Genomic DNA, 25,517 nt, shown 5'->3' with positions numbered 1-25,517 from the left:
TTCAGATGCTTTTGACGCGGGCTTGACCAATCTGATTTTAAATTCTACTCATAGAGGCAGCAAATATTCGTTGGGGTGTCGAAAGACTGAGAGGCGCAAAAGCGCTAACCCATTGAACCTGATCCGGGTAATACCTGCGTAGGGAACGGAATTTGGCGCGTCACGAACGGGCGTAATGGGAATTGGCCTTGCTTGGTAATTTGGGCAACAGGCGAATTTTCCAACCAGAAGCAAAACAAAAGCTTCAGCCAGTCATGATGTTTCACTTTCTGTTCAGAGAAGAGAAACGACATGACGAGACGGTTAGACACATCTTCCACCCTCAGTTCAGTTCCGATCTGCGTAACCATTGCTGGCTCTGACAGCAGCGGCGGTGCCGGTATTCAGGCCGATTTAAAAGCTTTTTCTGCGCTTAAAACCTATGGTGCGAGCGTCATCACTGCCATCACCGCACAAAACACCCGCGGCGTCACTGACGTAATGGATATGACACCGGCGATCATTCGCGGGCAGATGGAGGCGGTGTTCAGCGATCTTAATGTTGCTGCCGTTAAAATCGGCATGCTCTCACAACCTGAAACCATCGAAACGGTGATGGACGGTTTGAGCCACTTCCAAGGGCCGATCGTGCTTGATCCGGTGATGGTAGCTAAATCCGGCAATCGCCTGCTTAGCGAAACCGCGATTGATGTATTGCGCCAAAAACTGATCCCTTTAGCAACCTTGATCACCCCGAACCGTCCCGAAGCTGCCTGTCTGCTGGATATGGATGAAGCAAAAAGCGATGAGGAAGCCGAAGCACAAGGCCGCGCCTTGCTTCGCTTAGGTGCCAAAGCCGTTTTGATGAAGGGCGGCCATGCGGAAGGTGAAATTTGCACTGATCTCTTGATCACCGCAGACGCCCCGACATTTGCCATTTCTGCGCCCCGCATCCACACCAAAAACACCCACGGCACCGGCTGCACTCTGTCGGCAGCTCTGGCGACAAAGCTTGGACATGGGTTAGATTTAAAACAAGCTTTTGAAGAAGCCCACGACTATCTGCATCAGGCAATTTTGGCCGCCGATCAACTAACCATCGGCAGCGGTCACGGTCCCGTCCACCATTTTTATGAACTATGGACCAATCCTTCACAGGTAGCCCCATGAAAATTACCATTATCGGTGCCGGTGTTGCAGGTTTAACCGTAGCTGCCGAGCTTAACGCCCAAGGCCATGATGTTGAAGTGATTGCGCTCAGTGAGCGCATTGGCGAAGATGCTTGCTCATGGTTTGCCGGAGGTATGCTTGCACCTTGGTGCGAGGGCGAAAGCGCACCGGAGCAAGTCGTGCGCCTTGGCCAGCAAGCGCTCGATTGGTGGGAAAACCATGTCAGCGGTGTAGAGCGACGCGGCACATTGGTGCTTTCCCACATCCGCGATGCCAGTGAATTGCGCCGCTTTTCACGCCGCACCAGCCAGCACGAGTTGATTGATGCAACCCGCATTGAAGAACTGGAGCCTGATCTTGGCAACCGCTTCAACCAAGGCTTGTTTTTCGAGTATGAAGGCCATCTCAACCCGCGCCGCGCTTTGCCGGAACTGGCTGAAAATCTGCGCCAAAAATCTGTGCGCTTTCAGCTTGGCACGGATGCCGATAAGGCCACAATCAACAGTGATCTGACCATTGATTGCCGTGGACTTCGGGCGCGGGACGATTTAAGCGATCTGCGCGGTGTCAAAGGTGAAATGCTGATGATCCGCTCACGCGACATCAACCTCACCCGCCCTGTGCGCCTGCTGCATCCGCGTATTCCGCTTTATATCGTGCCACGCGGGGATGGTGTGCATATGGTGGGCGCAACAATGCTGGAAGCCGAAGCCAGCCCGCATATCAGTGTGCGTTCCACCTTGGAGCTTTTGGGCGCGGCCTATGCGCTGCATCCCGCATTCGCCGAAAGTGAAGTGCTGGAAACCGGCGTCGATGCCCGCCCTGCATTTAACGACAATCTGCCCAAAATACGCCGCCAAGGCACGAAACTTTATGTCAACGGCTTTTACCGGCACGGATTTTTGATGTCTCCCGCACTTGCTAAAATGGTGCGTGAAGCGGTGGAAAATCCGCAAAACATACCAGAGCTTATGGAGTGAATTTGATGAATATTTCTCTCAACGGCCAAATCCACCAGACCACAGCCCACAATATGAGCGAATTGCTTGCCGAGATTGATTTGAGCGATGCGGTGGTGGCAACAGCTCTCAATGGCGAATTTGTCAGTGCGGATATGCGTGAAGAAACAACACTTTCCGCTGGAGACCAGATTGAAGTTCTGGCACCCATGCAAGGGGGCTGACATGCTAAAACTCTATGACAAAACAGTCACCAGCCGTTTGCTGTTGGGCACAGCCCTTTACCCCTCACCGGCAATTTTGGAAGAAGCGGTGAAAGCATCAGGCACCGAAATCGTCACCGTTTCACTTCGCCGTGAAAGCGGATTTGAGCGTGCGGGGCAAAGTTTCTGGTCACTGATCAAAGAGCTGGGTGTCCATGTTTTGCCCAACACAGCCGGATGCCACACAGCGCGTGAAGCGGTGACCACCGCAAAAATGGCGCGCGAGATTTTTGGCACATCATGGATCAAGCTGGAAGTGATCGGCGAGCAGGACACATTGCAGCCCGACCCTTTCGGACTGGTGGAAGCGGCACGCATTCTGGTCAATGAGGGTTTTGAAGTTTTCCCTTATATGAATGACGATCTGGTGGTCGCCGAAAAGCTGGTGCAAGCCGGATGCAAAGTGCTGATGCCGTGGGGCGCGCCAATTGGTTCGGGGCGCGGCCTTAACAACCCCTATGCACTCAAAACCTTGCGCGCGCATTTCCCAGATATTTCGCTGATTGTTGATGCGGGGATTGGCGTTCCCTCCCATGCCGCACAGGCAATGGAACTAGGCTATGACGCAGTGCTTCTCAACACCGCCGTGGCCAAGGCCGGTGATCCGGTTCGCATGGCCAAAAGCTTTGCGCTTGCCGTGGAAGCCGGACATCTGGCGGTTGAGGCCGATCCGATTGAACCGCGCGACATGGCAGCTCCTTCCACACCTTTGATGGGAAAGGCATTTTTCTAAAATGACACTTCATCCTTTTTATCCGATTTTCGACAGCGCTGAATGGCTGGAGCGCTTAGTGCCGCTTGGCATCAAACTGGTGCAACTGCGCGTTAAAGATAAAACTACAACTGAATTGCGTGCTGAAATCCGTGCTGCCAAAACAATTTGTGACGCACATCAATGTCAGTTGATCGTTAATGATTATTGGCAACTCGCCATTGATGAAGGTTGCGATTACATCCATCTCGGTCAGGAAGATCTGGATGAGGCGGACATTACCGTTATTCGTAAGGCTCAACTCAAACTTGGCATCAGCACCCATAATGAAGAAGAGCTGGAACGCGCATTAGCGCTTAAGCCTGATTATGTCGCGCTTGGCCCCGTCTATCCAACCATTTTGAAAAAGATGATCTGGGAGCCACAAGGGCTGGAACGTGTGCGTATCTGGAAAGATAAGTTAAGCGACATGCCGCTTGTCGGCATTGGCGGCATCAGCCTTGATCGCGCAACTGGTGTTTTTGAACATGGCGCAGATATTGTGGCCGCAGTGACCGACATCACCCTTCATGCAAGCCCTGAACAGCGCGTGCAGGAATGGCTGAAACTGACGGAAGCTTATGTAAAATGAGCCGTTACGCCAGACAGATCATTGTGGAAGAGATGGGTGAAGAGCGCCAAAAGCGCTTGGAAAATTCACACATTCTCATCATCGGTGCGGGTGGCCTTGGCTGTCCGGCGCTCAATTATCTGGTGGGTGCAGGTGTAGGACATATCACACTTGTTGATGATGATAGTATCGAGCGCAGCAATCTGCATCGCCAGCCGCTTTATGGTGAAAAGGACCTAGGCCGCAAGAAAGCCGAAGCCGCACGCGACCGTCTGAATGATCTTAATCCGGATGTTATAGTCACGCCTCTGACGGTACGCCTGACACCTGCCAACGTGGATGCGCTGTTGAAAGACGCCGATATCGCTCTCGATTGTGCCGATAGTTATGCCGTGACTTATATTCTGTCTGATGCCTGTAAAGCACTTGGAAAGCCGCTGATTTCGGCTTCGGCCTTGGGATTAAACGGTTATGTCGGTGGCTATTGCGGCAATGCTGAAAATGGGGCGCCATCGGTGCGGGCACTCTTTCCTGATCTGCCCAAAAACCTTGCCACTTGCGCCAGTGCCGGTGTGCTGGGGCCATTGGTCGGAACACTCGGCACTATTCAGGCGCAAATGGCCATTGCAGCCCTGACCGATATGTCGCCATCACCTTTAGGGCAGATGGTGACGGTCAATTTGAGCCAATATGGTTTCCGCAGTTTCCGCTTTGATAAAGCACCGGAGCCAAAAACCGTTCCCTTTGCATTTATCGCACCGGAACAGCTTTTGACCGATGATGTGCTGATTGAATTGCGCGACACAACCGAAGCACCGCAAAGTCTGCGTGAAGATGCTTTGCGCTATTCAACACAGGATTTCTTAGAAAACCGCGTTGATCTTGCCACTGATAAACGTGTTGCTTTGTGCTGCCGCTCCGGCCTTCGGGCATGGCGTGCAGCCAGTGCCTTACGACAAGTCTTTTCCGGCCACATCGTTCTTGTTGCTGCCGGAGATAGTTCACCTCCATCCCCTTCAGTTTACTAACGGAGAGATAGAATGTTCCGCAAATTTGGCTTTGCTGCGCTTTTGAGCGCCACGGTTTTGCACGCCCCTATGATGGTTTCAACAGCTTTGGCAGATGATAAATTATCCCTCATCCTAGACTGGTATGTGAACCCCGATCACGGCCCAATTATTGTCGCTGACAAGCTTGGTTTCTTCAAAGAAAACGGTCTTGATGTGGAAATCATTGCGCCAGCTGATGCTTCTACGCCGTCCAAACAAGTAGCTGCCGGACAAGCTGATCTCGCTGTCTCTTATCAGCAGCAATTGCATTTGGATGTGCATGAAGGCTTGCCACTCATTCGTGTTGGCACACTGGTTGACACACCACTTAATTGCCTGGCTGTTCGCGATGATGGTTCGGTCAATGAAATGACTGACCTCAAAGGCAAGAAGATCGGATTCTCGGTAGCAGGCGTCGAAGAAGCGGTGATGACGACCATTTTAAGCCATCATGGCATGACCAAAGATGATGTGGAAATGATCAATGTCAATTTCTCGCTCTCACCTGCTTTGATGTCCGGCCAAGTCGATGCGGTGATTGGCGCCTATCGCAATGTCGAGCTGAACCAGATGGATATTGAAGGCGTGAAAGGCAAATGTTTCTTCGTCGAAGAACAGGGCGTACCTGCCTATGACGAGCTGATTTATGTCGCCAATGCTAAAGGCTATGATGCCGATAAAATCAGCCGCTTTTTGGCTGCCACAGAAAAAGCTGCCAATTACATCATCAATCATCCCGAGCAAGCTTATGAGACATATGTTTCTTATAGCCCAGAGCTCAAAGACGAATTGAATAAGCGCGCCTGGAAAGACACTTACCCGCGCTTTGCCCGCACTCCTGCGGCCTTTGATTATGGCCGTTATCAGCGTCAGGAAGCTTTTCTTTTTGAACATAAACTCGTGCCGGAAATCTTTAGCGTCGAGAAATTTGCTGTCGATGTGAATGTGGAAAGGAACAAATAATGTTACCAAAACCGGATTATTCATCCAAAACCTTCAGCGCTTTGCGTGAGGCGGCAAGCCAAGAGTGGAATGACTATATCGACCATGCTTTTGTGCGCGGTATGGCGGATGGCACTTTGCCAAAAGCGTCTTTTCTGCATTATCTCGTGCAGGATTATGTTTTCCTGCGCCATTTTTCCCGCGCATGGGCGCTGGGTGTGGTGAAGTCCACCAGTTTGCAGGAAATGAAACACGCGGCCGCCACCGTCAATGGCCTCATCCATGTGGAAATGCCGCTGCATATCAAGATTTGTGCCAGCGAAGGGATCAGCGAAGAAGAGCTTTTCAACGCGGAAGAAGAAGCGGCTAATCTTGCCTATACCCGCTTTGTGCTGGATGCCGGACAATCAGGTGATTTTCTTGATCTGTTGGTGGCACTGCTGCCATGCGTGTTAGGCTATGGCGAAATTGGCCTGAGATTGGCTGCCACGCAGGCTGACAACACGCCTTATCAGGAATGGATCGACACTTATGCAGGCGAAGAGTTTCAAGCCCTTTGCCAGCTTGGTGGTGAATTACTCGAACATGCGGTTGCCAACCGTATTGGCGACAATTTTGAAGCCAGCCCGCGCTGGCCGCATCTTTGCCGCATCTTTGCGACTGCCACCAAGCTGGAAGCAGGATTTTGGCTGATGGGTCTGCAAGGTAAATAACAAATGAGCAATCGGCCTGTGCACGTCAAAACGTCACGCAAATTTCTGCCCGATGGTGTTATTTCTGCCCTCACAGCGCTGATGCTGTGGCAGGGGGTGATCTGGTTTTTTGCAATACCGCGTTTTATTTTGCCCGGGCCGGTTGATGTTATAGTTGCCTTTTATGACAATATTGAACTGCTAATACCGAACGCTCTCATCACATTTGGCGAGATTTTATCCGGCCTGTTTTTAGGAAGTCTCATCGGCGTTGTTGCAGCGATCGGCCTGATGATGTCACCACTGGCGCAACGCATAGTTTTGCCGATGCTGATTTTCAGTCAGGCAATTCCAATCTTTGCGCTGGCACCAATTATGACCCTTTGGCTTGGCTATGGTGCAGGCTCAAAAGTCGCCGTCTCGGTGCTGATGATTTTCTTTCCCGTTGTTTCCACTTTTTTAGATGGTTTACGGCGCACTGATCAAAGCTTACTGGATGCGGCGGCAATTTTAGGTTCAAGCCAGTTCTCAACATTATTTAGGGTGCGTATTCCGGCCGCATTCCCGTCCCTTGCCTCCGGTTTAAGTCTGGCTGCCGTTTATGCGCCCATTGGTGCTGTTATCGGCGAATGGGTGGGCGCATCGAAAGGACTGGGCTATCTCATGCTGCTTGCTAATGGCCGTGCCAAAACTGATCTGATGTTTGCAGCTTTGTTTATTTTGGCAATTTTTACTTTGATTTTGCATAAAGTAATCTCGCATTTTGCCAAAAAGCTTACCGTCTGGCCGCAGAAACCATAAAAACAAATGTGATATATTTAGCACATTTGTATAGTTGAAGTGCCATTTTTAAAACTAGCCTCTTGGCGAGCATTACGAATTCTATTACGGTTCAAAGATTATTCACGCGCACAGGAGGTATAAAAAATGTTTATTGCACGTTTTTCTTCACTACCTCGTGAACCTCGCGGCGCGCGTTCAGTGGTTTCCGCTTTTAATTATTAACACATTAAAAGCCTTTACACCGCGCCGGAAGTCTCGAGTTGCAGAGCACTCTTCCGGCTCATTTTCCTAAAATACGCTCAAACTTATAAAAACAGACGCCCGAAATACGGCCCGACCCGTTTGCCGCTATTGCCACTCAAGTCGTTTGTTTCGCTTAAAACCTAAATCACCTCGTGCAAGGCAGTCCGTCAGGCTGTCATTGCATCTCATTCATAAGGTTCGCGCATGAGGATAAGTCATGTGCGAAAAGTCTCATGTCACGATTACGTCTTGATTTTCGAGGGCCGGCCTTCCGCAATGTCCTCAAATACACCTTCCGGCAATGGAAAAACCAACCGGTCAGAATTGCACTGATGCTTGTCGGAATGATGCTGGCAACAGTGGCTGACGTTTTGACACCGCTTTATTCAGGCAAGCTCGTTGACGCACTCGCCAACGATGTTTTGACGAAAAATGATGCGTGGAGCGCTGCCATTTCCGCGCTCATCATCCTGCTTTGCCTTGGCGGTGTAGCCTTGGTTATGCGTCAGCTCACTTTTTATGTCATCACTGATTTTACCTTGAAAATCATGAGCGACATGGCGCAGAGCGCTTTCTATCGTTTGCAGCGTTTTTCCACTGACTGGCACGCCAATTCTTTTGCCGGTTCCACCGTGCGTAAAGTAACGCGCGCGATGTGGGCAGTGGATTTGCTCAATGACACCTTGCTGGTGGCATTGTTTCCGTCCTTTGTGATGCTGGTTGGTTCTACCGCATTGCTGGCTTGGTATTGGCCGATGATGGGTGTGATCGTTGCCATTGGTTCGATCCTGTTCATCATCTGCACCGTGGTTATTTCATTGGGTATTGTGGCACCCGCTGCAACGCTTGCCAATGCCTGGGACACCCGCATGGGTGGTGCTTTGGCCGATGCGATTTCCTGCAATTCGGTGGTAAAAGCCTTTGGTGCAGAAGCACGTGAAGATGCACTTTTGACCAAAGTGGTTACCAAGTGGCGCGGGCGTACGCGCCGCACATGGTTGCGCGGTACGCTCAACGGATTCATCCAAGGCTTGAACTTGCTTGTCATGCGTGGTCTGGTGATTTTCTTTGCGCTTTACTTATGGAGCCAAGGAAAAGCCACCGCCGGTGATATCACTTTCGTGCTGACCGCCTTCTTCATTCTGCAAGGTTACTTGCGCGATGTGGGTATGCATATCCGCAACCTGCAACGCTCGGTCAATGATATGGAAGAGCTGGTTGATATTGAAGCGCGCCCCTTTGGCATTGCTGATAAAGCGGGTGCGCCAGCTATTGATATTTCTAAAGGCCAGATTGATTTTGACCATGTCACCTTCCATTACGGCGATCATAAAAACCCGCTTTACAAAGACTTCAGCGTCAATATCAAAGCCGGTGAACGTGTCGGTCTGGTGGGGCATTCGGGCTCCGGTAAAACCACTTTCGTGAAGCTGATCCAGCGGCTTTATGATGTCAGTGGCGGCGCCATCCTGATTGACGGGCAGAATATTGCCGATGTCACGCAATCATCGCTGCGTTCGCAGATTGCCATCGTGCAACAGGAACCGATCTTGTTCCACCGCACATTGGCTGAAAACATTGCCTATGCAAGACCAAGTGCAAGTCTGGCCGAAATCGAGCAAGCGGCAAAACTCGCCAGCGCCCATGATTTCATCATGCGCCTGCCGAAAGGCTACGCCACATTGGTTGGTGAGCGCGGTATCAAGCTTTCCGGTGGCGAGCGCCAGCGTGTGGCCATTGCCCGTGCCTTTTTGGCGGATGCGCCCGTGCTAATTTTGGACGAGGCAACATCAAGCCTTGATTCAGAATCCGAAGTGCTCATCCAGCAGGCAATGGAACGCTTAATGGTGGGGCGCACAACTTTGGTGATTGCGCATCGCCTTTCAACCGTGCGTTCGCTTGATCGCTTATTGGTTTTCGACCGCGGCGAAATCATCGAAGAAGGTGATCATGACGAACTGATCCGTTTGAACGGTGGTATTTACCGCCGTCTGTTTGAGCGTCAGGCACTGGAACTGACCAAAGGATTGGAAGACGTTTTCTAAAGAAACGCCAGTTCTTATCCAATTAATAAAGCGGCGGAGATCATCCGCTGCTTTATTTATTTCAAAGCCTTCACCATCTGTGACTGCTTATCAACACTTGCAACGCAGTTTTGATTTGCAAAAACCCAGCCGATCACGCACAGAGCTCACCGACTTGACATTTCCATGACAGAAATGTGACAGGTGAAGCTTCGCAATAAGGGATCGTCTGTGAGCCAGCTTTTTGACAATGTGAAGGCGGAACATCCGGCTGCGCAAAACAGTCTAATTTATCCGTCGCAATTATCAGCCAATATCAAACATATTGCAGGCGTTGCACTATTCTCGCTGGTGATTTCTACTCTGTTGGTATTTTGCATTGAATGGCTGGCACGCGGTTCTTTGTCCAATACAATCCAGTTTTTTACAAACCGGCAGAAGCCATCATGGACAACTGTACTGTTGTTTGCCTTCACCATCACGGCTTGTGATGCCTTGCTGGGGCGCCGTTTTTTCAGTGCTGTTTTTATCGGCATCGCCGGTTTGATCAGCGGAGCTGTTGCCTATCAAAAGAGCCTTTATTTGGGTGATCCACTTTATCCGAGCGACTTTCTCTATGCCCGACAGATTGTGGATTTGTTGCCGCTCTTGGTGCGTGATCGCCCGTTCAGCGCCATTTTGATTGCCATTTGTCTTGTGGTGCTCGCAATCGCCTTGGTCGTAGCGGTTTTTTATGGCCGCACCAAGTTCAAACCTTTAAGCATGAATGCCCGCGTTTGGCGGCTTGTCATTGCGTTGCCTGCACTGTGCTGGTTTGGTTATATATCAGATTTTGCCACCTATTCATGGTCGCGCGACAGACTAAAAATCGCGCCGATGATGTGGGATCAAACCGCCAATTATCAGCATAACGGCTTTGCGATTGCCTTCATTTTAAACATTCCGATGGCAAAGGTTTTTGCGCCTGAAAGCTATTCAGCCGGTGCAATTGAAAATATTGAAGTCAACCGCATCAGTGGTGCGGCACTCAACAATCGCCAGCAGCCTGATATTATCGTGGTGATGAGCGAATCCTTCTGGGATCCGACCCGTCTGCCAGGGGTAAATTTCAATACAGACCCAATCCCGACCGTGCGCCAATTCCAATCCGGCCATATATTTTCACCGGAATTTGGCGGCATGACTGCCAATGTGGAATTTGAAGCACTGACCGGTTTCTCGAAGGCTTTTTTGCCAACCGGCAGCATTCCTTACCAGCAATATATCCGTGGTTCGGTGCCCTCCCTTGCGTCATTCTTCAAAGAGCAAGGCTATGCCACCCGCGCTGTGCATCCGTTCCGCGCATTTTTCTGGAACCGCGGCAATGTCTATCAGCATTTAGGCTTTGATGGCTTCATGTCCGAAGAAACGCTACCAGAACTTGAAAAAAGCGGCACGCTTGCCTCCGATGATGCCATGGTCAGTGAAATGATCAAAGAAGCAGAAAACATCGATCAGCCGTTTTTCTTCTTTGCTGTTTCCTTGCAAGGTCATGGCCCTTATGCCGCCAGCCGCTATCCGGACAGCAAGCTGGAAGTAACAGGCCACGCCCCTGAACATGCACGCGAAGCCATTAAAGCTTTTGCGCAAGGGGCCAGCGAAGCCGATGCCAGTCTGTTGCGTTTGATGGAATGGGCAAAAAGTCGTGAGCGTGAAACCATACTGGTATTCTTTGGCGATCATCTGCCACCATTAGGCCCTGCTTATGTCGATACAGGCTTCATGACCGCACGTGTTGCAAGCCGCACGGCACCAGCTGCACAAATGGCGCGTGAACATGAAACGCCACTGGTTTTATGGTCGAGCAAAAGCGGCATTCAACGCGAGACCGGCACGATCAGCCCTGCTTTCCTACCGTTGCATATACTCAATATGGCCGGTGTCAGCCATCCGTTTTACACCGATTTTCTCGGTGCTCTGCATGACCAATATGCGGTGATTGATAATCACGTGCTTTTTGCCAGTGACAGAACCACACAGGAAAACTGGCAGCGAGAGGCGGAATGGCCAAAGCTGGTGCGCGATTATCAGCTTATCCAATATGACCAGATGTTTGGTCAGGATTATGCAGGCGAACGGTTCTTCCGCAAATCCACACCGCAATCCTGATCTCCAAATCATAAGAAAAAAGCCCCGTTTAAACGGGGCTTTTTAATTATTTCGCCAGATATGCTTGCAAATTGGCAAACTCATCGGCCGTGAAACGCAGCCCAAGTTTGGTGCGTCGCCAAAGAATATCTTCTGCCGTTTGCGCCCATTCATGGTTCAGCAAATATTTGACCTCAGCCTCATAAAGATCTGCCCCAAAATGCTCGCCCAGATCACGCAATGATTTGGCCTCGCCTAACAGAACATGCGCTTTCAAACCGTAAAGGCGAAATAGTCTTGCGGCATGTTGTGGCGTTAAAAAACCATAGGATTTTTGTAGCTTTGCCAATTCCGCATCATAGTCAGCAATGGCAAATTCACCGCCCGTAAGAGCCGCTTTATCTGTCCAAGCCAAGCCTTTTTTACCAATCAGGCTTTCGATCTTTTCCAGCATATGTTCGGCCAGACGACGTGATGTGGTGAGCTTGCCGCCAAAAACATTGACGAGTGGCGCCAAGCCGCCGCTAACATCTTCTTTCAAAACATAATCGCGGGTTGCTTCCTGTGCTTGGGAAGCGCCATCATCATAAAGCGGGCGCACACCGGAATAAGCCCAGACCATATCAGCCTCTGTCACTGGCTCACGGAAATATTCGCTCGCCGCTGCACAAAGATAATCCGTTTCACTTTGGGTGATTGCCACTTTGGCCGGATCACCCTGATAATCCTGATCGGTCGTACCAATCAGGGTGAAATCCTGCTCATAAGGAATGGCAAAAATGATGCGGCCATCATTATTCTGGAAGAAATAAGCGCGGCTGTCGTTAAACTTCTTACGGATAACAATATGGCTGCCCTGCACAAGGCGCACATTATGCGCGTTTTTTTCACCCTCGACACCTTCCAGCACTTTATCTGCCCAAGGGCCTGCCGCATTGACCAGCAAACGGGCGCGGATTTGTCGGGTTTCACCTGCGTGGACATCCTGCAAAGTGATGAGCCAGCCGGTCTTATCACGCGAAGCTTTGACCACTTTGGTACGGGTGTAAATTTGTGCGCCACGATCGGCAGCATCACGCGCATTGAGCACCACAAAACGCGCATCATCCACCCAGCAATCAGAATATTCAAAAGCTTTGGTAAAAAGCGGCTTCAAAGGTTTTGCTGCCGGATCGCGCTTCATATCAAGCGTGCGGGTGGCGGCCAATTTTTTGCGCCCGCCCAGATGGTCATAAAGAAAAAGACCTAGGCGCAGCAGCCATGCAGGGCGCGTGCCACCTTTATGATAGGGTAAAATAAAACGCATCGGTGCGATAATATGCGGCGCATTCGCCCATAAAATCTCACGCTCCATCAGTGCTTCGCGCACCAGACGAAACTCGTAATATTCCAGATAACGCAAACCGCCATGGATGAGCTTGGTGGCACGCGAAGAGGTGCCGCTTGCCAGATCATTCATCTCTGCCAGCGCCACCGAATAGCCGCGCCCGATCGCATCACGCGCAATCGAACAGCCATTAATGCCGCCACCGATGACAAAAATATCGAATGCAGGAATTTCAGCCATAATATGGCTCCATTTGCTTTCAGAAAACTATAAACAGAATATAAATCAGTTTCATGTGAAAGCAATATGAAAATAAATGAAACTATTCGACTATTTTTTCGCTTTCCGTTTCAATCAGCTTCACATCATGGGCAACGCACAGGTCGCGCAGTTTCGGCTCGCTGCAAAAATCGGTAATAAAAGTGCCGATTTGCGACAAATGACCGATGCGAACCGGTGCGGTTCGTTCCATTTTTGAGGAATCAGCCACCAGAATAACATGGCGTGCATTGGCCATAATCGCCTGTGCCACTTTCACTTCACGGTAATCGAAATCCAATAAAGCGCCATCCTGATCGATGGCAGACGCGCCGATAATCGCGAAATCCACCTTGAACTGGCGGATGAAATCGACAGCCGCCTCTCCGACAATACCGCCATCGGAGCCGCGCACAACGCCGCCTGCAATGACCACTTCAATGGATGGAAAAATGCGTAAACTATTTGCAACATTGATATTATTGGTTATCACCATCAAGCGGCTATGCTCGCTCAATGCCTGACTGACTGCCTCAGTGGTGGTGCCAATATTGATGAAAAGCGAGGCACCATCAGGAATAATTGAGGCGGCAGCATTACCGATGATACCTTTTTCACGCGCACAAAGCTGACGACGTGCCTCATATTCCATATTTTCAATGCCGGATGGATAAAGTGCGCCACCATGAATGCGTCGCAGCAAACGCGCTTTGCAAAGATCATTCAGGTCTTTGCGCACAGTTTGCGGTGTCACATCAAATTCCAATGCCAGATCATCTACCATGACCTGACCATGTAATTTGGCGCGTTCCAGAATGGCACTATGACGTGGCGTTAATTGCATGCTGCTTTCCCATTTTTCCAGAATGGCACAATAGTGAAAAAAAGCGAAAAGTGAAATGCGCATAGAAGCGCAGGCCGGATGCCTATTTCAAGTGGTTTTTCTTCCAGACATCAAGCGCCTCATACATAGCGCTCAACACAGCAGCACCCGCAGCTTCTGCAATAGCTGTATGAAGACCAGCATGGAAGCAATGCGACGATAAATTTCCCAACGGGCTGGCAATGGCCACGCAATCCGTGCCTGTTCCGGTAGCTTTTAATTGTTGATTGCCGATTTTAATATCAGTTTCCAACACCGCTAATGTCCGCGCCTGCACCACCACCGACATTAGCTCGATCATCGCCGCTTCTGATAATGTGCTGGACGTTTTAACTAAAATATTGATAGTGCCAAAACGGCTTTGTGGCCCGTGCCGCGTACCGACGCGCTCGGCATTGGACAAGCCTGCCGTCACCAAACACGACACTTTTTCACTCTCTACACACGCTTCCGCATAATGATGAAAATCGATATTGCGCGATGTGAGAAAAGCCACAGCATTCTTGTTGCCGGTTCGCTGCAATTCCTGCAACAACCATTGATGGGCATCAAGCTCCGGCGTTAAATCGCTATTACGCACCTCACGCCAGACAATCCGATCTGTTTCAACAAAGCCCGGTGCATTCAGCGTCCAGCTCAAAACTTGATGCGAGTGACCTAAATCTACTGTAAGCCAAGGGCGCTCGCAATTGATGTTCATATCAATCATTTGGCTGTTGCGTTTTATCAAGGCTGGCACAACCACGCGCAATGAAGAAACCATTGGCAAAGTCGCAATCATACACCTGCCCGCGTTTGCCATATAACATCGGCTTGCCATCCAATGTGGTGCTTAAACCACCGGCAGCGCGCAAAACAGCATCACCTGCGGCGGTGTCCCATTCCATCGTGCGGCTATAGCGCGGGTATAAATCCGCCTGGCCTTCCGCCACCAAACAAAACTTCAATGAAGAGCCGACCGACACACATGTTTCAATACCATAATTTTGCAGGCAAGCATCGGTTTCTGGTGTGTTATGCGAGCGGCTGGCAACAGCTGTGATCTGCTCAGGCGCTTGGCGCACATGGATTGCTGTGCGCGAAAGCTCTTGGCCCGCATCATCAACCAGTACCTTCACCGCACCATTAGAGCCACCAATATATAATCTGCCGCCCACAGGCGCATAAACGACACCTAAAACCGGCACACCATTTTCAATCAATGCAATATTGACAGTAAAATCGCCATTGCGCTTGACAAATTCTTTGGTACCATCAAGCGGATCGACCAGAAAAAAGCGTGCGCCCAACTCTTGTGGCGAAAGACCTGCCGCCATTTCTTCTTCGGCCACAATCGGAATATCCGGTGCAAACGCGCGTAATCTTTTTAAGATCAGTTTTTCAGCCAGCTGATCGGCTTCTGTCACCGGCGACTGGTCATCTTTTTGCGAAACATCACAACCCGCCGCATAAATCCGCATAATCTCACGCCCTGCCTCAAGAGCAGCAAGCTCCAGCTCTTGTAGCAGCAAAACTTCATTTAATAGAGCGGATGTCATTTCATTCATTGTTTAAATCGACCAAGAATCAGTGCCATAGCTGCCGATTATACCGCGCTTCGTCAGATAATGCTCAATCTCGCCCAATAATTCTTCCACACTGCGCCCTTTGGTTTTCAGGTACAAATCTGGTGCAACGGGGCACTGATAAGGTGCATCAATACCGGTGAAATCCTTTATCTCTCCGGCCAAAGCTTTAGCATAAAGCCCTTTTGGGTCACGCTCGATACAGATTTCCAGTGATGTATCAACAAAAATTTCAATCAATTCATCATCGTTAAAACGGGTGCGCAAACGGTCTCTGTCCGCCTGTAGTGGTGTAATCAGTGCTGCCAGCACGATCAATCCTGCATCCAGCATCAAATGCGACACTTCACCAATGCGGCGGATATTTTCGCTGCGATCTTTTTCGCTAAAGCCTAAATCGTGGTTCAAACCATGACGCAGATTATCGCCATCAAGCAAATAAGTATGCTTGCCCAAACTATGCAGGCGTTTTTCCAGCAAGCCCGCCAAAGTCGATTTTCCAGAGCCGGAAAGGCCGGTAAACCACAAAACAACCGGCTTTTGAAATTTTTGCTCGGCACGCGCTTTGGCATCAAGCACCAATGCTTGCCAATGGATATTGCTGGCTTTATGACCGTTTTCGCGAATCATACCGGCGGCAATGGTTTTGTTGGTGACGCGGTCAATCAGCACAAAAGCGCCGGTGGAGCGCTGCTTTTGATAAAGATCAAAAACCAGCGGTAAATTTAGCTGTAAATGACAAAGGCCGATTTCATTAAGCGTCAATTCGTGAGCATCGGAAGGGATAAAGGTTTCGATATCAATACGATGTTGAAGTTTTGTGATGGTCGCGCTGACCTGATCCGTTTCGGTGCGCAACCAATAGCTTTGTCCAGCACGCAATGGCGCATCGTCAAAATTGATCATTTGCGCCACCAGCTGATCGCTTAAAATTGGCCGGTCGTTCAAACCACTCAGCATTGAGCCGCGCGATAATTCCAGCTCATCTTCCAACAGCAATGTGACCGCCTGCCCCTCGAAAGCTTCCTGCAAATCACCTTGCGGGCTGATGATGCGACGTAATTTTGTTTGTTTGCCGGTTTTAGCCACCACGACCATATCACCCACCCGCACATGGCCGGAACTAAGTGTACCGGCAAATCCGCGAAAATCAGCATTGGGGCGGCTGACATATTGCACCGGAAAACGAAACACATCCGCGTCCGCCGTTTTTTCCAATGGCACCGTTTCTAAGTGTTCCAGCAATGTCGGCCCCTGATACCAAGGTGTATGGGCTGAACGCACACTGACATTATCGCCAAAACGGGCAGAAATTGGGATAGTTTCAATGCTGGCAAAGCCGAAATCCTTGGTCATCTCCAGATAATCTGCTGCAATTGCCTCAAAAATCTCTTTAGAAAAATCGATCAGATCAATTTTGTTTACCGCCAGAATGATATGGCGCACACCCAACAAGCTCGCGATAAAACTATGGCGCCGCGTTTGCGTAATCAACCCTTCACGCGCATCGACCAGCACAATCGCCAGATCAGCGGTTGACGCACCAGTTGCCATATTGCGGGTATATTCGGCATGGCCTGGTGTATCGGCCACAATAAATTTTCGTCTTTTGGTCGAGAAAAACCGATAAGCCACATCAATGGTAATGCCTTGCTCGCGCTCGGCTTCCAATCCATCCATGAGAAGCGCAAAATCAATATCATCACCGGTGGTGCCAAACTTCCGGCTGTCATTTTTCAAATGCGCCAGCTGGTCTTCAAAAATGCCTTTCGCATCATAAAGCAAACGTCCGATCAAAGTGGATTTGCCATCATCGACAGAACCGCAGGCTAAAAAGCGCAACAGGGTTTTGTTTTCCTGCTCCTGCAAATAATCGGCAATGCGGCTTTCCACATCAGCAGAACCAGCCTGAGGCTCGTGCAACAAGACCATCAGAAATATCCCTCACGCTTTTTCTTTTCCATTGAACCGCTTTCATCGCGGTCAATCATCCGGCCTTCACGCTCGGAGGTTTTAGAAATCAACATTTCTTCAATAACACCTGCAAGACTATCAGCTTCCGACGGAATAGCGCCCGTCAACGGATAGCAACCAAGGGTGCGAAACCGCACTTTGCGGGTGAGAATTTTTTCACCCTCGCGCAACACCAACCGATCATCATCTGCCATAATCAGCATGCCGTCACGCTCGACAACCGGGCGCGGTTTTGCGAAATAAAGCGGCACCAGCGGAATATTTTCCCGCATAATATATTGCCAGATATCAAGTTCTGTCCAATTGGAAAGTGGAAACACCCTGATCGATTCACCGGTTGAGATACGGGTATTATAAATCTTCCACATTTCGGGGCGCTGATGTTTCGGATCCCAACCATGCTGGCGGTTGCGGAAAGAAAAGATCCGCTCTTTCGCGCGCGATTTTTCTTCATCGCGGCGCGCACCCCCAAAGGCTGCATCAAAACCGTATTTTTCCAAAGCCTGCCGCAACGCCACTGTTTTGAATAAATGGGTGTGCACATTGGAACCATGTGAAAACGGGCCAATATTTTGCTCGACCGCATCTTGATTGATATGCACCAACATTTCGAAACCATCCTCGCGCGCCCGCTGATCACGAAAGGCAATCATTTCCTTAAATTTCCATGTCGTATCGACATGTAAAAGCGGAAAAGGCAGTTTAGCCGGATAAAAAGCTTTACGCGCCAGATGTAATAAAACGGATGAATCTTTACCCACCGAATAAAGCATCACCGGCTTGGAAAAGCTTGCCGCCACCTCGCGGAAAATATGGATGGCTTCAGCCTCTAACCTATCCAGATGGGTTAATGTTTTTACCGAAGCCACCAGCTGCATATTATTCCCCGCGATTGACGTGATAGCAGACGCAAGGTTTAAATGCCCATATCGTCACTGCCGTGGCGTTTATTATCGGGCGGAGAAGCGCGGATTTAAAAGGATGGTTTAACGAAGATTCAAAAGTGCAGATAAATTCTTACTCGCATTCCCGTGCTAGCCAGTAATATAATACCCGAAGCACTTCGAGCGGGATTATAACACATTGATAATTCTACTAATTTAGTAGTATTTAAGAGTTCTCTTCAGGATTTAAGTCTTGCGTGATCAAAAACAAAAATCGCCGCTCGTTCTTGTCACCGGTGCAACGGGTTTTATCGGCCGTGCACTGGTGCCTTTTTTGCAAAACGAAGGCTATCAGGTCAGGTCAGCATCACGCACCCCACAGCCGGATATGGCACTGCTGCCCGAACCTGATGCAGGTATCCAAGCCTTTGAACAATTGGTTGAAGGGTGCGACCATGTCATTCATCTGGCTGCCATTGCGCATGTGATGCATGAATTGCCAGCTGAAACCTATGACAAAGCCAATCGCTTACTCTCTGAAAAACTTGCACAAGCGGCAAAGACCAAAATAACCGGCAAATTTGTCTTTATCTCGTCTGTCGGCGTTCAGACCGGATCGGTACGCGAAGGCATTTTAACGGAAACTGATCCAACCCTGCCGGAGCGTGCCTATGGCCGCGCCAAGTTACTGGCCGAGGAAGCCATCCATGCCGTTTACGGGCAGAATAAACGCTTTACAATTTTACGCCCCGTTTTGGTTTATGGCAAAGGTGCCGGCGGCAATCTTGCACGATTAATAAAACTTGCTCGTCTCCCCATTCCCCTACCCTTTGCCAATCAAACGCAAAAGCGCAGCCTGCTTGACAGAGATGCACTTTGCGATGCGATTATCCATGTTTTAAAAACTCCGGTGACAGATGGAGAAACCTATCTGGTTGCCGATCAGTCAGCGGTGACCATTGCCGATATTCTAGCAGCTCTTCGTCAAGGCATGGGACGCAAGCCTAAGCTCGTTCCGTTCCCGCATAAAATACTGGAATTAGCGGCATGTTTGGCTGGCCAGCAAAAAGCGTTTCAAGCTTTGACAGGGCCCTTGATGGTGAGTTCGCAAAAGCTTGCACAAACAGGTTGGCATGCACCAACAGATACAAAAACCCGCTTGCAAAAAATGACAAGTGGCTGAGCAGAGTTTGCAGATTGTAAAAGGTGATTTTTAAAATTGCGGTCTTCGATGACACTTTGGTCAGAGACTTGAGGGACGAAAATCTGTCCTGCGCATAATCATGTGAGATAGAGAAATTCAAAAATACCTACAGACCAAACCGCTATAGGCAATCATGCAATTAGAGTAGTCCGAGTGTGCGGGCTTTCATCACCGCCTGCACTTTATTGACCGCCATTAGTTTAGCCAAAACATTGCTGATATGGAAATTAACCGTGCGGGTGGAAATACTGAGGATCGCGCCAATAATTTCAGCGGTCTTGCCCTCGCTCGTCCAGAGCAAAATTTCCCGTTCGCGCGCGGTTAGCGTCACATCCTGCATACCGGTGTTTTTTTCCACCTCCAATAGCTGATACATCGACAAATGAATAAGACTGCCGATCACCTGCATTTTGGTGGAAAGCACCTGCAATTCTTCATCACTGATGGCTTTTTCACGCCGGATGAAGCTCAGCATGCCAAACACACCATGCGCTGACCAGCACGGCACTGAAATGCCGATATTGAGCGCTGATTGTCGCGCTTTTTGCCAAAGCGGCGCGGCATCTGCAAAAACCGCCTCCGACCAGATGACAGGTTGATTGCTTTTCATACCCTTACGGATGACCGGATCATTTTCATGAGCATTAGTGGCGCGATATTCCTCCCCCCATGATGGCGGACAATTATCAAAAAGAAAAAACTTCGATTTCGAGTTCAATGCAGGAATACTGATACTATAGGTGCAATAATCAAAACCACATTGAACAGCAAAATCCGCAATCACCTTCAAAAGGCATGCAGCATCATCCACCGACTTTACGTCGTTGTAAATTCTTTCCCATAACATATTTTAAACCCCGTGTTATTTTCAACTTCCGAATTTATACCGGAATATCAATATTTATATTCAATCAAGCTTAATTAATTTAAATAAATATAGGTAATGCTATACAGTTTGACAGTAACACAAGTTAAATAAACAGGCTATCATTCGTAGTTGTATAGTTTTTATCTTATTTCAAAAAACAAAGATAATTATGGTCAAAAACAAACAAGACCTGAGAATAATGACAATTCTCAGGCCTTGTTTTTAATAAAAATGGCAAATTAAGCAGCTGATTCCTTAGATTGTCCGGCCTGCTCCGGCATATAATTGAGGATAGGTCCAAGCCAGCGCTCGACCTCCTCAATGCTCATGCCTTTACGTTTTGCATAATCTTCCACCTGATCACGCTCCACTTTGGCTACACCAAAATAATAACTATCCGGATGGCCGATATAGAGACCGGACACAGAAGAACCCGGCCACATGGCATAGCTTTCGGTCAGTTCCACACCGGTCGTGTTGGTGGCTTCCAGCAGACGGAACAAGGTCGTTTTTTCGGTGTGATCAGGCTGTGCCGGATAACCGGGTGCCGGACGAATGCCCTGATAGGCTTCCGACACCAATTCTTCATTGCTTAAGCTTTCTTCCGGTGAATAACCCCAATATTCTTTGCGCACACGCTCATGCATCATTTCGGCAAAAGCTTCTGCAAAACGGTCGGCCAGAGCTTTGACCAAAATTGCCGAATAATCATCATTGGAGCGCTCGAAACGCTCGGAAATCGCCACTTCTTCAATACCGGCAGTGACGACGAAACCACCGATATAATCGGCTTTGCCGCTGTCTTTCGGTGCGACAAAATCTGATAGCGCGACATTCGGGCGATCACCACGTTTCGACAATTGCTGACGAAGTGTGAAGAACGTATCGGAATGTTCCTTGCGGCTTTCATCCGTATAAAGCTCGATATCATCGCCAACCGCATTGGCTGGCCAGAAACCGATCACTGCACGTGGCACAAACCATTTTTCATCAATGATTTTTTTCAGCATGCTTTGCGCGTCATCATAGAGCTGACGTGCGGCTTCGCCTTGTTTTTCATCTTCCAAAATCGCCGGAAAACGTCCCTTTAGTTCCCATGTCTGGAAAAAAGGTGTCCAGTCAATATAGCTCGACAAGGTTTCCAGATCGATATCATCAATCACCTTGGTGCCAAGGAAACTTGGACGCGGCGGCTGATAGTTGCTCCAATCAATTTTAAACGGATTGGCGCGCGCACTTGCCAATGGCAGGCGCTGCTTTTCGGCTTCATTGCGCGCATGGGCTGCGGCTACTTTGGCATATTCATCTCTGATCGATTGAACATAACCAGCCTTGGCATCCGGCGACAAAAGTTGCGAAACCACACCAACCGCACGGCTGGCATCCACCACATAAACGGTTTGCCCACGCTCATATTTCGGGTGGATTTTCACCGCTGTATGCACGCGACTGGTGGTGGCACCACCAATCAGCAATGGCAGATCAAGCCCTTCACGCTCCATTTCGGATGCCACATGCACCATCTCATCCAGCGACGGCGTAATCAGACCGGAAAGGCCGATAATGTCGACATTTTCCTCACGCGCGACCTGCAGGATTTTAGCGGCCGGAACCATCACGCCAAGGTCAATGATTTCATAATTGTTACAGGCCAACACCACGCCGACGATATTTTTACCAATATCGTGCACATCGCCCTTAACGGTTGCCATCAACACCTTACCGGCAGTTTGGCGCTCGCCGTCACCACCGTTTAAGCGTTTTTCTTCTTCCATAAAGGGTAAAAGAACAGCCACAGCCTGTTTCATCACACGGGCAGATTTAACCACCTGCGGCAGGAACATTTTACCCGAACCGAAAAGATCGCCTACCACATTCATGCCGGCCATCAACGGGCCTTCAATCACATGCAGCGGACGCTCAGCCTGTTGGCGGGCTTCTTCAGTGTCGGCCTCAATAAATTCAGTGATACCATTGACCAGCGCATGGGAAATACGCTCCGCAACGCTTAACTCGCGCCAGCTCAAATCCTTAGCTTTGGCTTCTTTGCCAGCCGTGCCGCGATAACGCTCGGCCAATTCAAGCAAACGTTCGGTCGCATCAGAGCGACGGTTCAACACCACATCTTCGCAAGCCTCACGCAATTCCGGATCAATGGATTCGTAAACTGCCAGCTGACCCGCATTCACAATCCCCATATCCATACCAACCTGAATGGCATGATAGAGGAAAACCGCATGCATGGCTTCACGCACAGGCTCATTACCGCGGAAGGAGAAAGACAGGTTGGAAATACCACCCGACACATGCACATGCGGCAGGGTTTCAATAATGATCTTGGTCGCATCAATAAAATCATTACCGTAATTATTATGTTCTTCAATACCGGTCGCCACCGCAAAGACATTCGGATCAAAGACAATATCTTCCGGTGGCAGGCCAACCGTTTCGGTCAAAATTTTATAAGCACGGGTACAAATCTCGACCTTACGCTCAAGCGTATCCGCCTGACCGGTTTCGTCAAAAGCCATCACCACCACAGCCGCACCATAAGCGCGCACCAGCTTGGCATGATGGATGAAAGCTTCCTCACCTTCTTTCAACGAAATGGAATTAACCAGCGGCTTGCCCTGCACACATTTAAGACCGGCTTCAATGACTTCCCATTTGGAACTGTCGATCATCACCGGCACACGGGCAATATCAGGTTCTGATGCCACCAAGTTCAGATATTCAACCATGACCTTCTGGCTGTCGATCAGCCCTTCGTCCATGTTGATGTCAATAATCTGCGCACCATTATTCACCTGATCGCGCGCGACATCCAAAGCGGTGGCAAAATCACCTTCTTTGATGAGTTTGCGGAAACGGGCAGAACCGGTGATATTGGTACGTTCGCCGACATTGACGAAAGGAATATCTTTGGTGAGTGTAAATGGCTCAAGGCCGGACAAGCGCATCAACGGCTCAAGCTTAACCGGTTTGCGTGGGCTGTATTTTTTAGCCACTTCTGCAAGCGCCGCAATATGTTCCGGCGTCGAGCCGCAGCAGCCGCCCATAATATTGACGAGACCATCGCGGGCAAAATTTTCCATTTGCGCCGCCATCACTTCCGGCGTTTCATCATAGCGGCCAAATTCATTTGGCAGACCGGCATTTGGATAAGCACAAACAAACGTGTCAGCAACGCTTGAAATTTCGGCCAGATGCGCGCGCATGGCATTAGCACCAAGCGCACAGTTAAGCCCGATGGAAAACGGCTTGGCATGACGTAAAGAATACCAGAAGGCAGTTGGGGTCTGGCCGGAAAGTGTACGGCCAGATAAGTCGGTGATCGTGCCGGAAATCATCAAAGGCAGACGGATCTGCTTTTCTTCAAACACCTGTTCGCAGGCAAAAATTGCAGCCTTGGCATTCAGCGTATCAAAGATGGTTTCAATCAGAATAATATCTGCACCACCATCAATCAAGCCGTGGATTTGCTCGGCATAGGCAATGCGCAGATCATCAAAGGTCACGGCGCGATAGCCCGGATTGTTCACATCCGGCGAAAGCGAGGCGGTGCGGTTTGTCGGGCCCAAGGCACCAGCGACAAAACGGCGGCGGCCATCTTGGCTCTCTGCTCGTAAAGCGGCGCGACGCGCCAGACGTGCGCCATCGCGGTTCAGCTCATAAACCACATGCTCCATGCCATAATCGGCCTGTGCGATGGAGGTGGAGGAGAATGTATTAGTTTCCAGAATATCGGCACCAGCCATGGCATAAGCATAATGAATATCTTCAATCGCCTTTGGCTGGGTTAGCGTCAACAGATCGTTATTGCCCTGCAAATGGCATTCACAGCCCACGAACCGTGACCCACGGAAATGTTCTTCGTGAAAGCCCAAGCCCTGAATCTGGGTTCCCATCGCACCGTCAAGGATCATGATACGTTCACTGGCAGCTTTTTTTAAGCCTGTGAAAATTTCAGAACCATCGGTACGCGGTGCAACAGCACCAAAAAGATCGTCAAGAGAAGACGTCATAAGAATCACCAGACCTTATCAAGGGTATCATTTTTTTGATTTAATGACATAAACATATCTTTATGTCAAATTTATCACTGTTGTTTTTATACGGCGGCCTTAAACGCAATAACCCCGGCCGAACCAGGGTTATTGCTGATAAACCAAATGAAAACCGTCCCTATAGGCTCAAGTGACATAAGCGGTGATCGAAGCTCCAACTAATGCGATGGCCGCTGCAATCATCACGCCATAAAGGCGCGGTTTGTCAAAAATAACTGCAAAAGCTGAGAACCAAGCCACAACGGCAGCACCTAACGCGAACAAAAAGCCCGGCTTGTCATGCGCGACGATATTAACAGCCATCAGACCACCAATGATCAGAGCGCCGAATACGATCATCAGACCTGTGGCATATTTTTCATAATCGTCCATTTGAATTTCCTGATTGATTGACCTGACAAGAGGCCGGAAGATTTATTGTTCATACGCCGAATGCGAAAAGTTTAATCAACCCAGCGCTTACACAATCACTATTCTTGTCATTCTTCAACATTTCTGTTGGCAGTCAGCACAGAAACAGTGTGGTTTTCGCGATAAAATCAGCAAATCCACAGTAAATTAAGCACCAGCATTGTGTTTAAAGCTTGGTTTCCACATCCGCAGAAAAGCGCATTTCGCGCATCGGGCGAACATATTCTGTTGTCGAAGTGTAGATCGGGTCAGATTTAAATGCAAACAAAGCGGCTTCGTCTTTAAACTCGCCGTAGACAACCAGATCAATCCGGTCGCACATCGGGTCAACTTTGCTATTGGGTAAAATCTCGAATAAATCCGAATGCGGAATGGCTTTCAAACGTTCCAGCCCTTCACGCACGACATCAATGTCCTGTCCCTCTTTGACGCTAAAAAACACGATATGACGGATCATTTTCACCACTTCCCTTAAATGATATAAAGGCTTCTTAGCCCATATAAGCAAAAACGAAAATGCTTT

General features: G+C 49.4%; 22 protein-coding genes and 1 riboswitch. Of the genes, 12 read left to right on the top strand and 10 right to left on the bottom strand.

Annotation, left to right across the window (positions count from 1 at the left end; translation table 11 throughout):
• The first annotated feature begins 61 nt into the window (after nt 1-61).
• Nucleotides 62-162, top strand: a riboswitch (TPP riboswitch).
• 129 nt (nt 163-291) lie between these two features.
• From thiD to ACI0FR_RS02650, 11 genes are all read left to right on the top strand, one after another.
• Nucleotides 292-1,149 carry a bifunctional hydroxymethylpyrimidine kinase/phosphomethylpyrimidine kinase gene (gene thiD / locus ACI0FR_RS02700; protein ID WP_374829132.1) on the top strand — a complete coding sequence of 286 codons (858 nt, stop codon included), beginning with the start codon at nt 292-294 and terminating at the stop codon, nt 1,147-1,149.
• Nucleotides 1,146-2,129, top strand: a complete 984-nt coding sequence (locus ACI0FR_RS02695; RefSeq protein ID WP_404907342.1) for an FAD-dependent oxidoreductase — start codon at nt 1,146-1,148, stop codon at nt 2,127-2,129. The genes thiD and ACI0FR_RS02695 overlap by 4 nt, the downstream gene beginning before the upstream one ends.
• A 5-nt stretch (nt 2,130-2,134) precedes the next feature.
• The gene (gene thiS, locus ACI0FR_RS02690) at nt 2,135-2,332 is read left to right on the top strand and encodes a sulfur carrier protein ThiS (protein ID WP_374829130.1); all 198 of its coding nucleotides are present in this window, start codon (nt 2,135-2,137) and stop codon (nt 2,330-2,332) included.
• 1 nt (nt 2,333) lies between these two features.
• The gene (locus ACI0FR_RS02685; RefSeq protein ID WP_404907340.1) at nt 2,334-3,104 is read left to right on the top strand and encodes a thiazole synthase; all 771 of its coding nucleotides are present in this window, start codon (nt 2,334-2,336) and stop codon (nt 3,102-3,104) included.
• Nucleotide 3,105: 1 nt separating this feature from the next.
• Complete coding sequence (locus ACI0FR_RS02680; protein WP_404907338.1) at nt 3,106-3,714, top strand: thiamine phosphate synthase; 609 nt, start codon at nt 3,106-3,108, stop codon at nt 3,712-3,714.
• The gene (locus tag ACI0FR_RS02675; RefSeq protein WP_404907336.1) at nt 3,711-4,721 is read left to right on the top strand and encodes a ThiF family adenylyltransferase; all 1,011 of its coding nucleotides are present in this window, start codon (nt 3,711-3,713) and stop codon (nt 4,719-4,721) included. The genes ACI0FR_RS02680 and ACI0FR_RS02675 overlap by 4 nt, the downstream gene beginning before the upstream one ends.
• A gap of 12 nt (nt 4,722-4,733) precedes the next feature.
• Nucleotides 4,734-5,705 (top strand): ABC transporter substrate-binding protein, encoded by a 972-nt coding sequence (locus ACI0FR_RS02670; protein ID WP_404907334.1) that lies wholly within the window; start codon nt 4,734-4,736, stop codon nt 5,703-5,705.
• On the top strand, nt 5,702-6,397 hold the full coding sequence (gene tenA / locus ACI0FR_RS02665; RefSeq protein WP_404907378.1) for a thiaminase II: 696 nt from the start codon (nt 5,702-5,704) through the stop codon (nt 6,395-6,397). The genes ACI0FR_RS02670 and tenA overlap by 4 nt, the downstream gene beginning before the upstream one ends.
• Before the next feature lie 3 nt (nt 6,398-6,400).
• The gene (locus ACI0FR_RS02660) at nt 6,401-7,177 is read left to right on the top strand and encodes an ABC transporter permease (protein WP_374829125.1); all 777 of its coding nucleotides are present in this window, start codon (nt 6,401-6,403) and stop codon (nt 7,175-7,177) included.
• A gap of 458 nt (nt 7,178-7,635) precedes the next feature.
• The gene (locus tag ACI0FR_RS02655) at nt 7,636-9,447 is read left to right on the top strand and encodes an ABC transporter ATP-binding protein (RefSeq protein WP_374829124.1); all 1,812 of its coding nucleotides are present in this window, start codon (nt 7,636-7,638) and stop codon (nt 9,445-9,447) included.
• A gap of 210 nt (nt 9,448-9,657) precedes the next feature.
• Complete coding sequence (locus ACI0FR_RS02650; protein ID WP_404907332.1) at nt 9,658-11,574, top strand: LTA synthase family protein; 1,917 nt, start codon at nt 9,658-9,660, stop codon at nt 11,572-11,574.
• A 46-nt stretch (nt 11,575-11,620) separates the two neighbouring features.
• On the opposite strand, the gene glpD is transcribed toward ACI0FR_RS02650, so the two are convergent.
• The 6 genes from glpD to cysD form a co-directional block, all read right to left on the bottom strand.
• On the bottom strand, nt 11,621-13,120 hold the full coding sequence (gene glpD, locus ACI0FR_RS02645) for a glycerol-3-phosphate dehydrogenase (protein ID WP_404907329.1): 1,500 nt from the start codon (nt 13,118-13,120) through the stop codon (nt 11,621-11,623).
• Between the two features lie 82 nt (nt 13,121-13,202).
• Complete coding sequence (locus ACI0FR_RS02640) at nt 13,203-13,982, bottom strand: DeoR/GlpR family DNA-binding transcription regulator (protein ID WP_374829121.1); 780 nt, start codon at nt 13,980-13,982, stop codon at nt 13,203-13,205.
• An 82-nt stretch (nt 13,983-14,064) separates the two neighbouring features.
• Nucleotides 14,065-14,730 carry an adenosylcobinamide amidohydrolase gene (locus tag ACI0FR_RS02635; protein WP_404907327.1) on the bottom strand — a complete coding sequence of 222 codons (666 nt, stop codon included), beginning with the start codon at nt 14,728-14,730 and terminating at the stop codon, nt 14,065-14,067.
• On the bottom strand, nt 14,723-15,559 hold the full coding sequence (gene cysQ / locus ACI0FR_RS02630) for a 3'(2'),5'-bisphosphate nucleotidase CysQ (protein ID WP_461667876.1): 837 nt from the start codon (nt 15,557-15,559) through the stop codon (nt 14,723-14,725). Before cysQ ends, ACI0FR_RS02635 begins: the two co-directional genes overlap by 8 nt.
• Nucleotides 15,560-15,571: 12 nt before the next feature.
• Entirely contained in the window at nt 15,572-17,518 is a 1,947-nt protein-coding gene (gene cysN, locus ACI0FR_RS02625) for a sulfate adenylyltransferase subunit CysN (protein ID WP_404907323.1), read from the bottom strand.
• A complete protein-coding gene (cysD, locus tag ACI0FR_RS02620) occupies nt 17,518-18,438 on the bottom strand; it encodes a sulfate adenylyltransferase subunit CysD (protein ID WP_404907321.1) in 921 nt (306 codons plus the stop codon). The genes cysN and cysD overlap by 1 nt, the downstream gene beginning before the upstream one ends.
• 259 nt (nt 18,439-18,697) lie before the next feature.
• On the opposite strand from cysD, the gene ACI0FR_RS02615 reads away from it, so the two are divergent.
• Nucleotides 18,698-19,627, top strand: a complete 930-nt coding sequence (locus ACI0FR_RS02615; RefSeq protein ID WP_404907319.1) for an NAD-dependent epimerase/dehydratase family protein — start codon at nt 18,698-18,700, stop codon at nt 19,625-19,627.
• 160 nt (nt 19,628-19,787) lie between these two features.
• On the opposite strand, the gene ACI0FR_RS02610 is transcribed toward ACI0FR_RS02615, so the two are convergent.
• The 4 genes from ACI0FR_RS02610 to ACI0FR_RS02595 all read right to left on the bottom strand — a co-directional run bounded on the left by ACI0FR_RS02610 (nt 19,788) and on the right by ACI0FR_RS02595 (nt 25,451).
• Nucleotides 19,788-20,495, bottom strand: coding sequence for an autoinducer binding domain-containing protein (locus ACI0FR_RS02610; RefSeq protein WP_404907317.1), 708 nt, complete (start codon nt 20,493-20,495; stop codon nt 19,788-19,790).
• 260 nt (nt 20,496-20,755) lie between these two features.
• On the bottom strand, nt 20,756-24,541 hold the full coding sequence (gene metH, locus ACI0FR_RS02605; RefSeq protein WP_404907315.1) for a methionine synthase: 3,786 nt from the start codon (nt 24,539-24,541) through the stop codon (nt 20,756-20,758).
• 168 nt (nt 24,542-24,709) lie between these two features.
• Nucleotides 24,710-24,955: a hypothetical protein gene (locus tag ACI0FR_RS02600; RefSeq protein ID WP_184223333.1), complete on the bottom strand. Its 246-nt coding sequence runs from the start codon at nt 24,953-24,955 to the stop codon at nt 24,710-24,712.
• Nucleotides 24,956-25,160: 205 nt separating this feature from the next.
• Nucleotides 25,161-25,451 carry a Dabb family protein gene (locus ACI0FR_RS02595; protein WP_374829113.1) on the bottom strand — a complete coding sequence of 97 codons (291 nt, stop codon included), beginning with the start codon at nt 25,449-25,451 and terminating at the stop codon, nt 25,161-25,163.
• Between the last annotated feature and the right edge of the window lie 66 nt (nt 25,452-25,517).

The sequence above is a fragment of the Paenochrobactrum sp. BZR 201-1 genome (assembly GCF_044987585.2).
Classification (GTDB): Bacteria; Pseudomonadota; Alphaproteobacteria; order Rhizobiales; family Rhizobiaceae; genus Paenochrobactrum; species Paenochrobactrum pullorum.
The sequence above is the reverse complement of the archived record's forward strand: the minus strand, read 5'-3'. Positions and strand labels throughout refer to the sequence as shown.

Bases quoted from the DNA above. Each gene is read 5' to 3' on its own strand.
- ACI0FR_RS02660 (WP_374829125.1), top strand. From the start codon at position 6,401: ATGAGCAATCGGCCTGTGCACGTCAAAACGTCACGCAAATTTCTGCCC.
- cysN (WP_404907323.1), bottom strand. From the start codon at position 17,518: ATGGTCTTGTTGCACGAGCCTCAGGCTGGTTCTGCTGATGTGGAAAGC.
- ACI0FR_RS02670 (WP_404907334.1), top strand. From the start codon at position 4,734: ATGTTCCGCAAATTTGGCTTTGCTGCGCTTTTGAGCGCCACGGTTTTG.
- ACI0FR_RS02695 (WP_404907342.1), top strand. From the start codon at position 1,146: ATGAAAATTACCATTATCGGTGCCGGTGTTGCAGGTTTAACCGTAGCT.
- glpD (WP_404907329.1), bottom strand. From the start codon at position 13,120: ATGGCTGAAATTCCTGCATTCGATATTTTTGTCATCGGTGGCGGCATT.
- cysD (WP_404907321.1), bottom strand. From the start codon at position 18,438: ATGCAGCTGGTGGCTTCGGTAAAAACATTAACCCATCTGGATAGGTTA.
- ACI0FR_RS02640 (WP_374829121.1), bottom strand. From the start codon at position 13,982: ATGCAATTAACGCCACGTCATAGTGCCATTCTGGAACGCGCCAAATTA.
- ACI0FR_RS02685 (WP_404907340.1), top strand. From the start codon at position 2,334: ATGCTAAAACTCTATGACAAAACAGTCACCAGCCGTTTGCTGTTGGGC.
- metH (WP_404907315.1), bottom strand. From the start codon at position 24,541: ATGACGTCTTCTCTTGACGATCTTTTTGGTGCTGTTGCACCGCGTACC.
- ACI0FR_RS02600 (WP_184223333.1), bottom strand. From the start codon at position 24,955: ATGGACGATTATGAAAAATATGCCACAGGTCTGATGATCGTATTCGGC.
- ACI0FR_RS02675 (WP_404907336.1), top strand. From the start codon at position 3,711: ATGAGCCGTTACGCCAGACAGATCATTGTGGAAGAGATGGGTGAAGAG.
- thiS (WP_374829130.1), top strand. From the start codon at position 2,135: ATGAATATTTCTCTCAACGGCCAAATCCACCAGACCACAGCCCACAAT.
- ACI0FR_RS02610 (WP_404907317.1), bottom strand. From the start codon at position 20,495: ATGTTATGGGAAAGAATTTACAACGACGTAAAGTCGGTGGATGATGCT.
- cysQ (WP_461667876.1), bottom strand. From the start codon at position 15,559: ATGACATCCGCTCTATTAAATGAAGTTTTGCTGCTACAAGAGCTGGAG.
- thiD (WP_374829132.1), top strand. From the start codon at position 292: ATGACGAGACGGTTAGACACATCTTCCACCCTCAGTTCAGTTCCGATC.
- ACI0FR_RS02635 (WP_404907327.1), bottom strand. From the start codon at position 14,730: ATGATTGATATGAACATCAATTGCGAGCGCCCTTGGCTTACAGTAGAT.
- ACI0FR_RS02680 (WP_404907338.1), top strand. From the start codon at position 3,106: ATGACACTTCATCCTTTTTATCCGATTTTCGACAGCGCTGAATGGCTG.
- ACI0FR_RS02595 (WP_374829113.1), bottom strand. From the start codon at position 25,451: ATGATCCGTCATATCGTGTTTTTTAGCGTCAAAGAGGGACAGGACATT.
- ACI0FR_RS02655 (WP_374829124.1), top strand. From the start codon at position 7,636: ATGTCACGATTACGTCTTGATTTTCGAGGGCCGGCCTTCCGCAATGTC.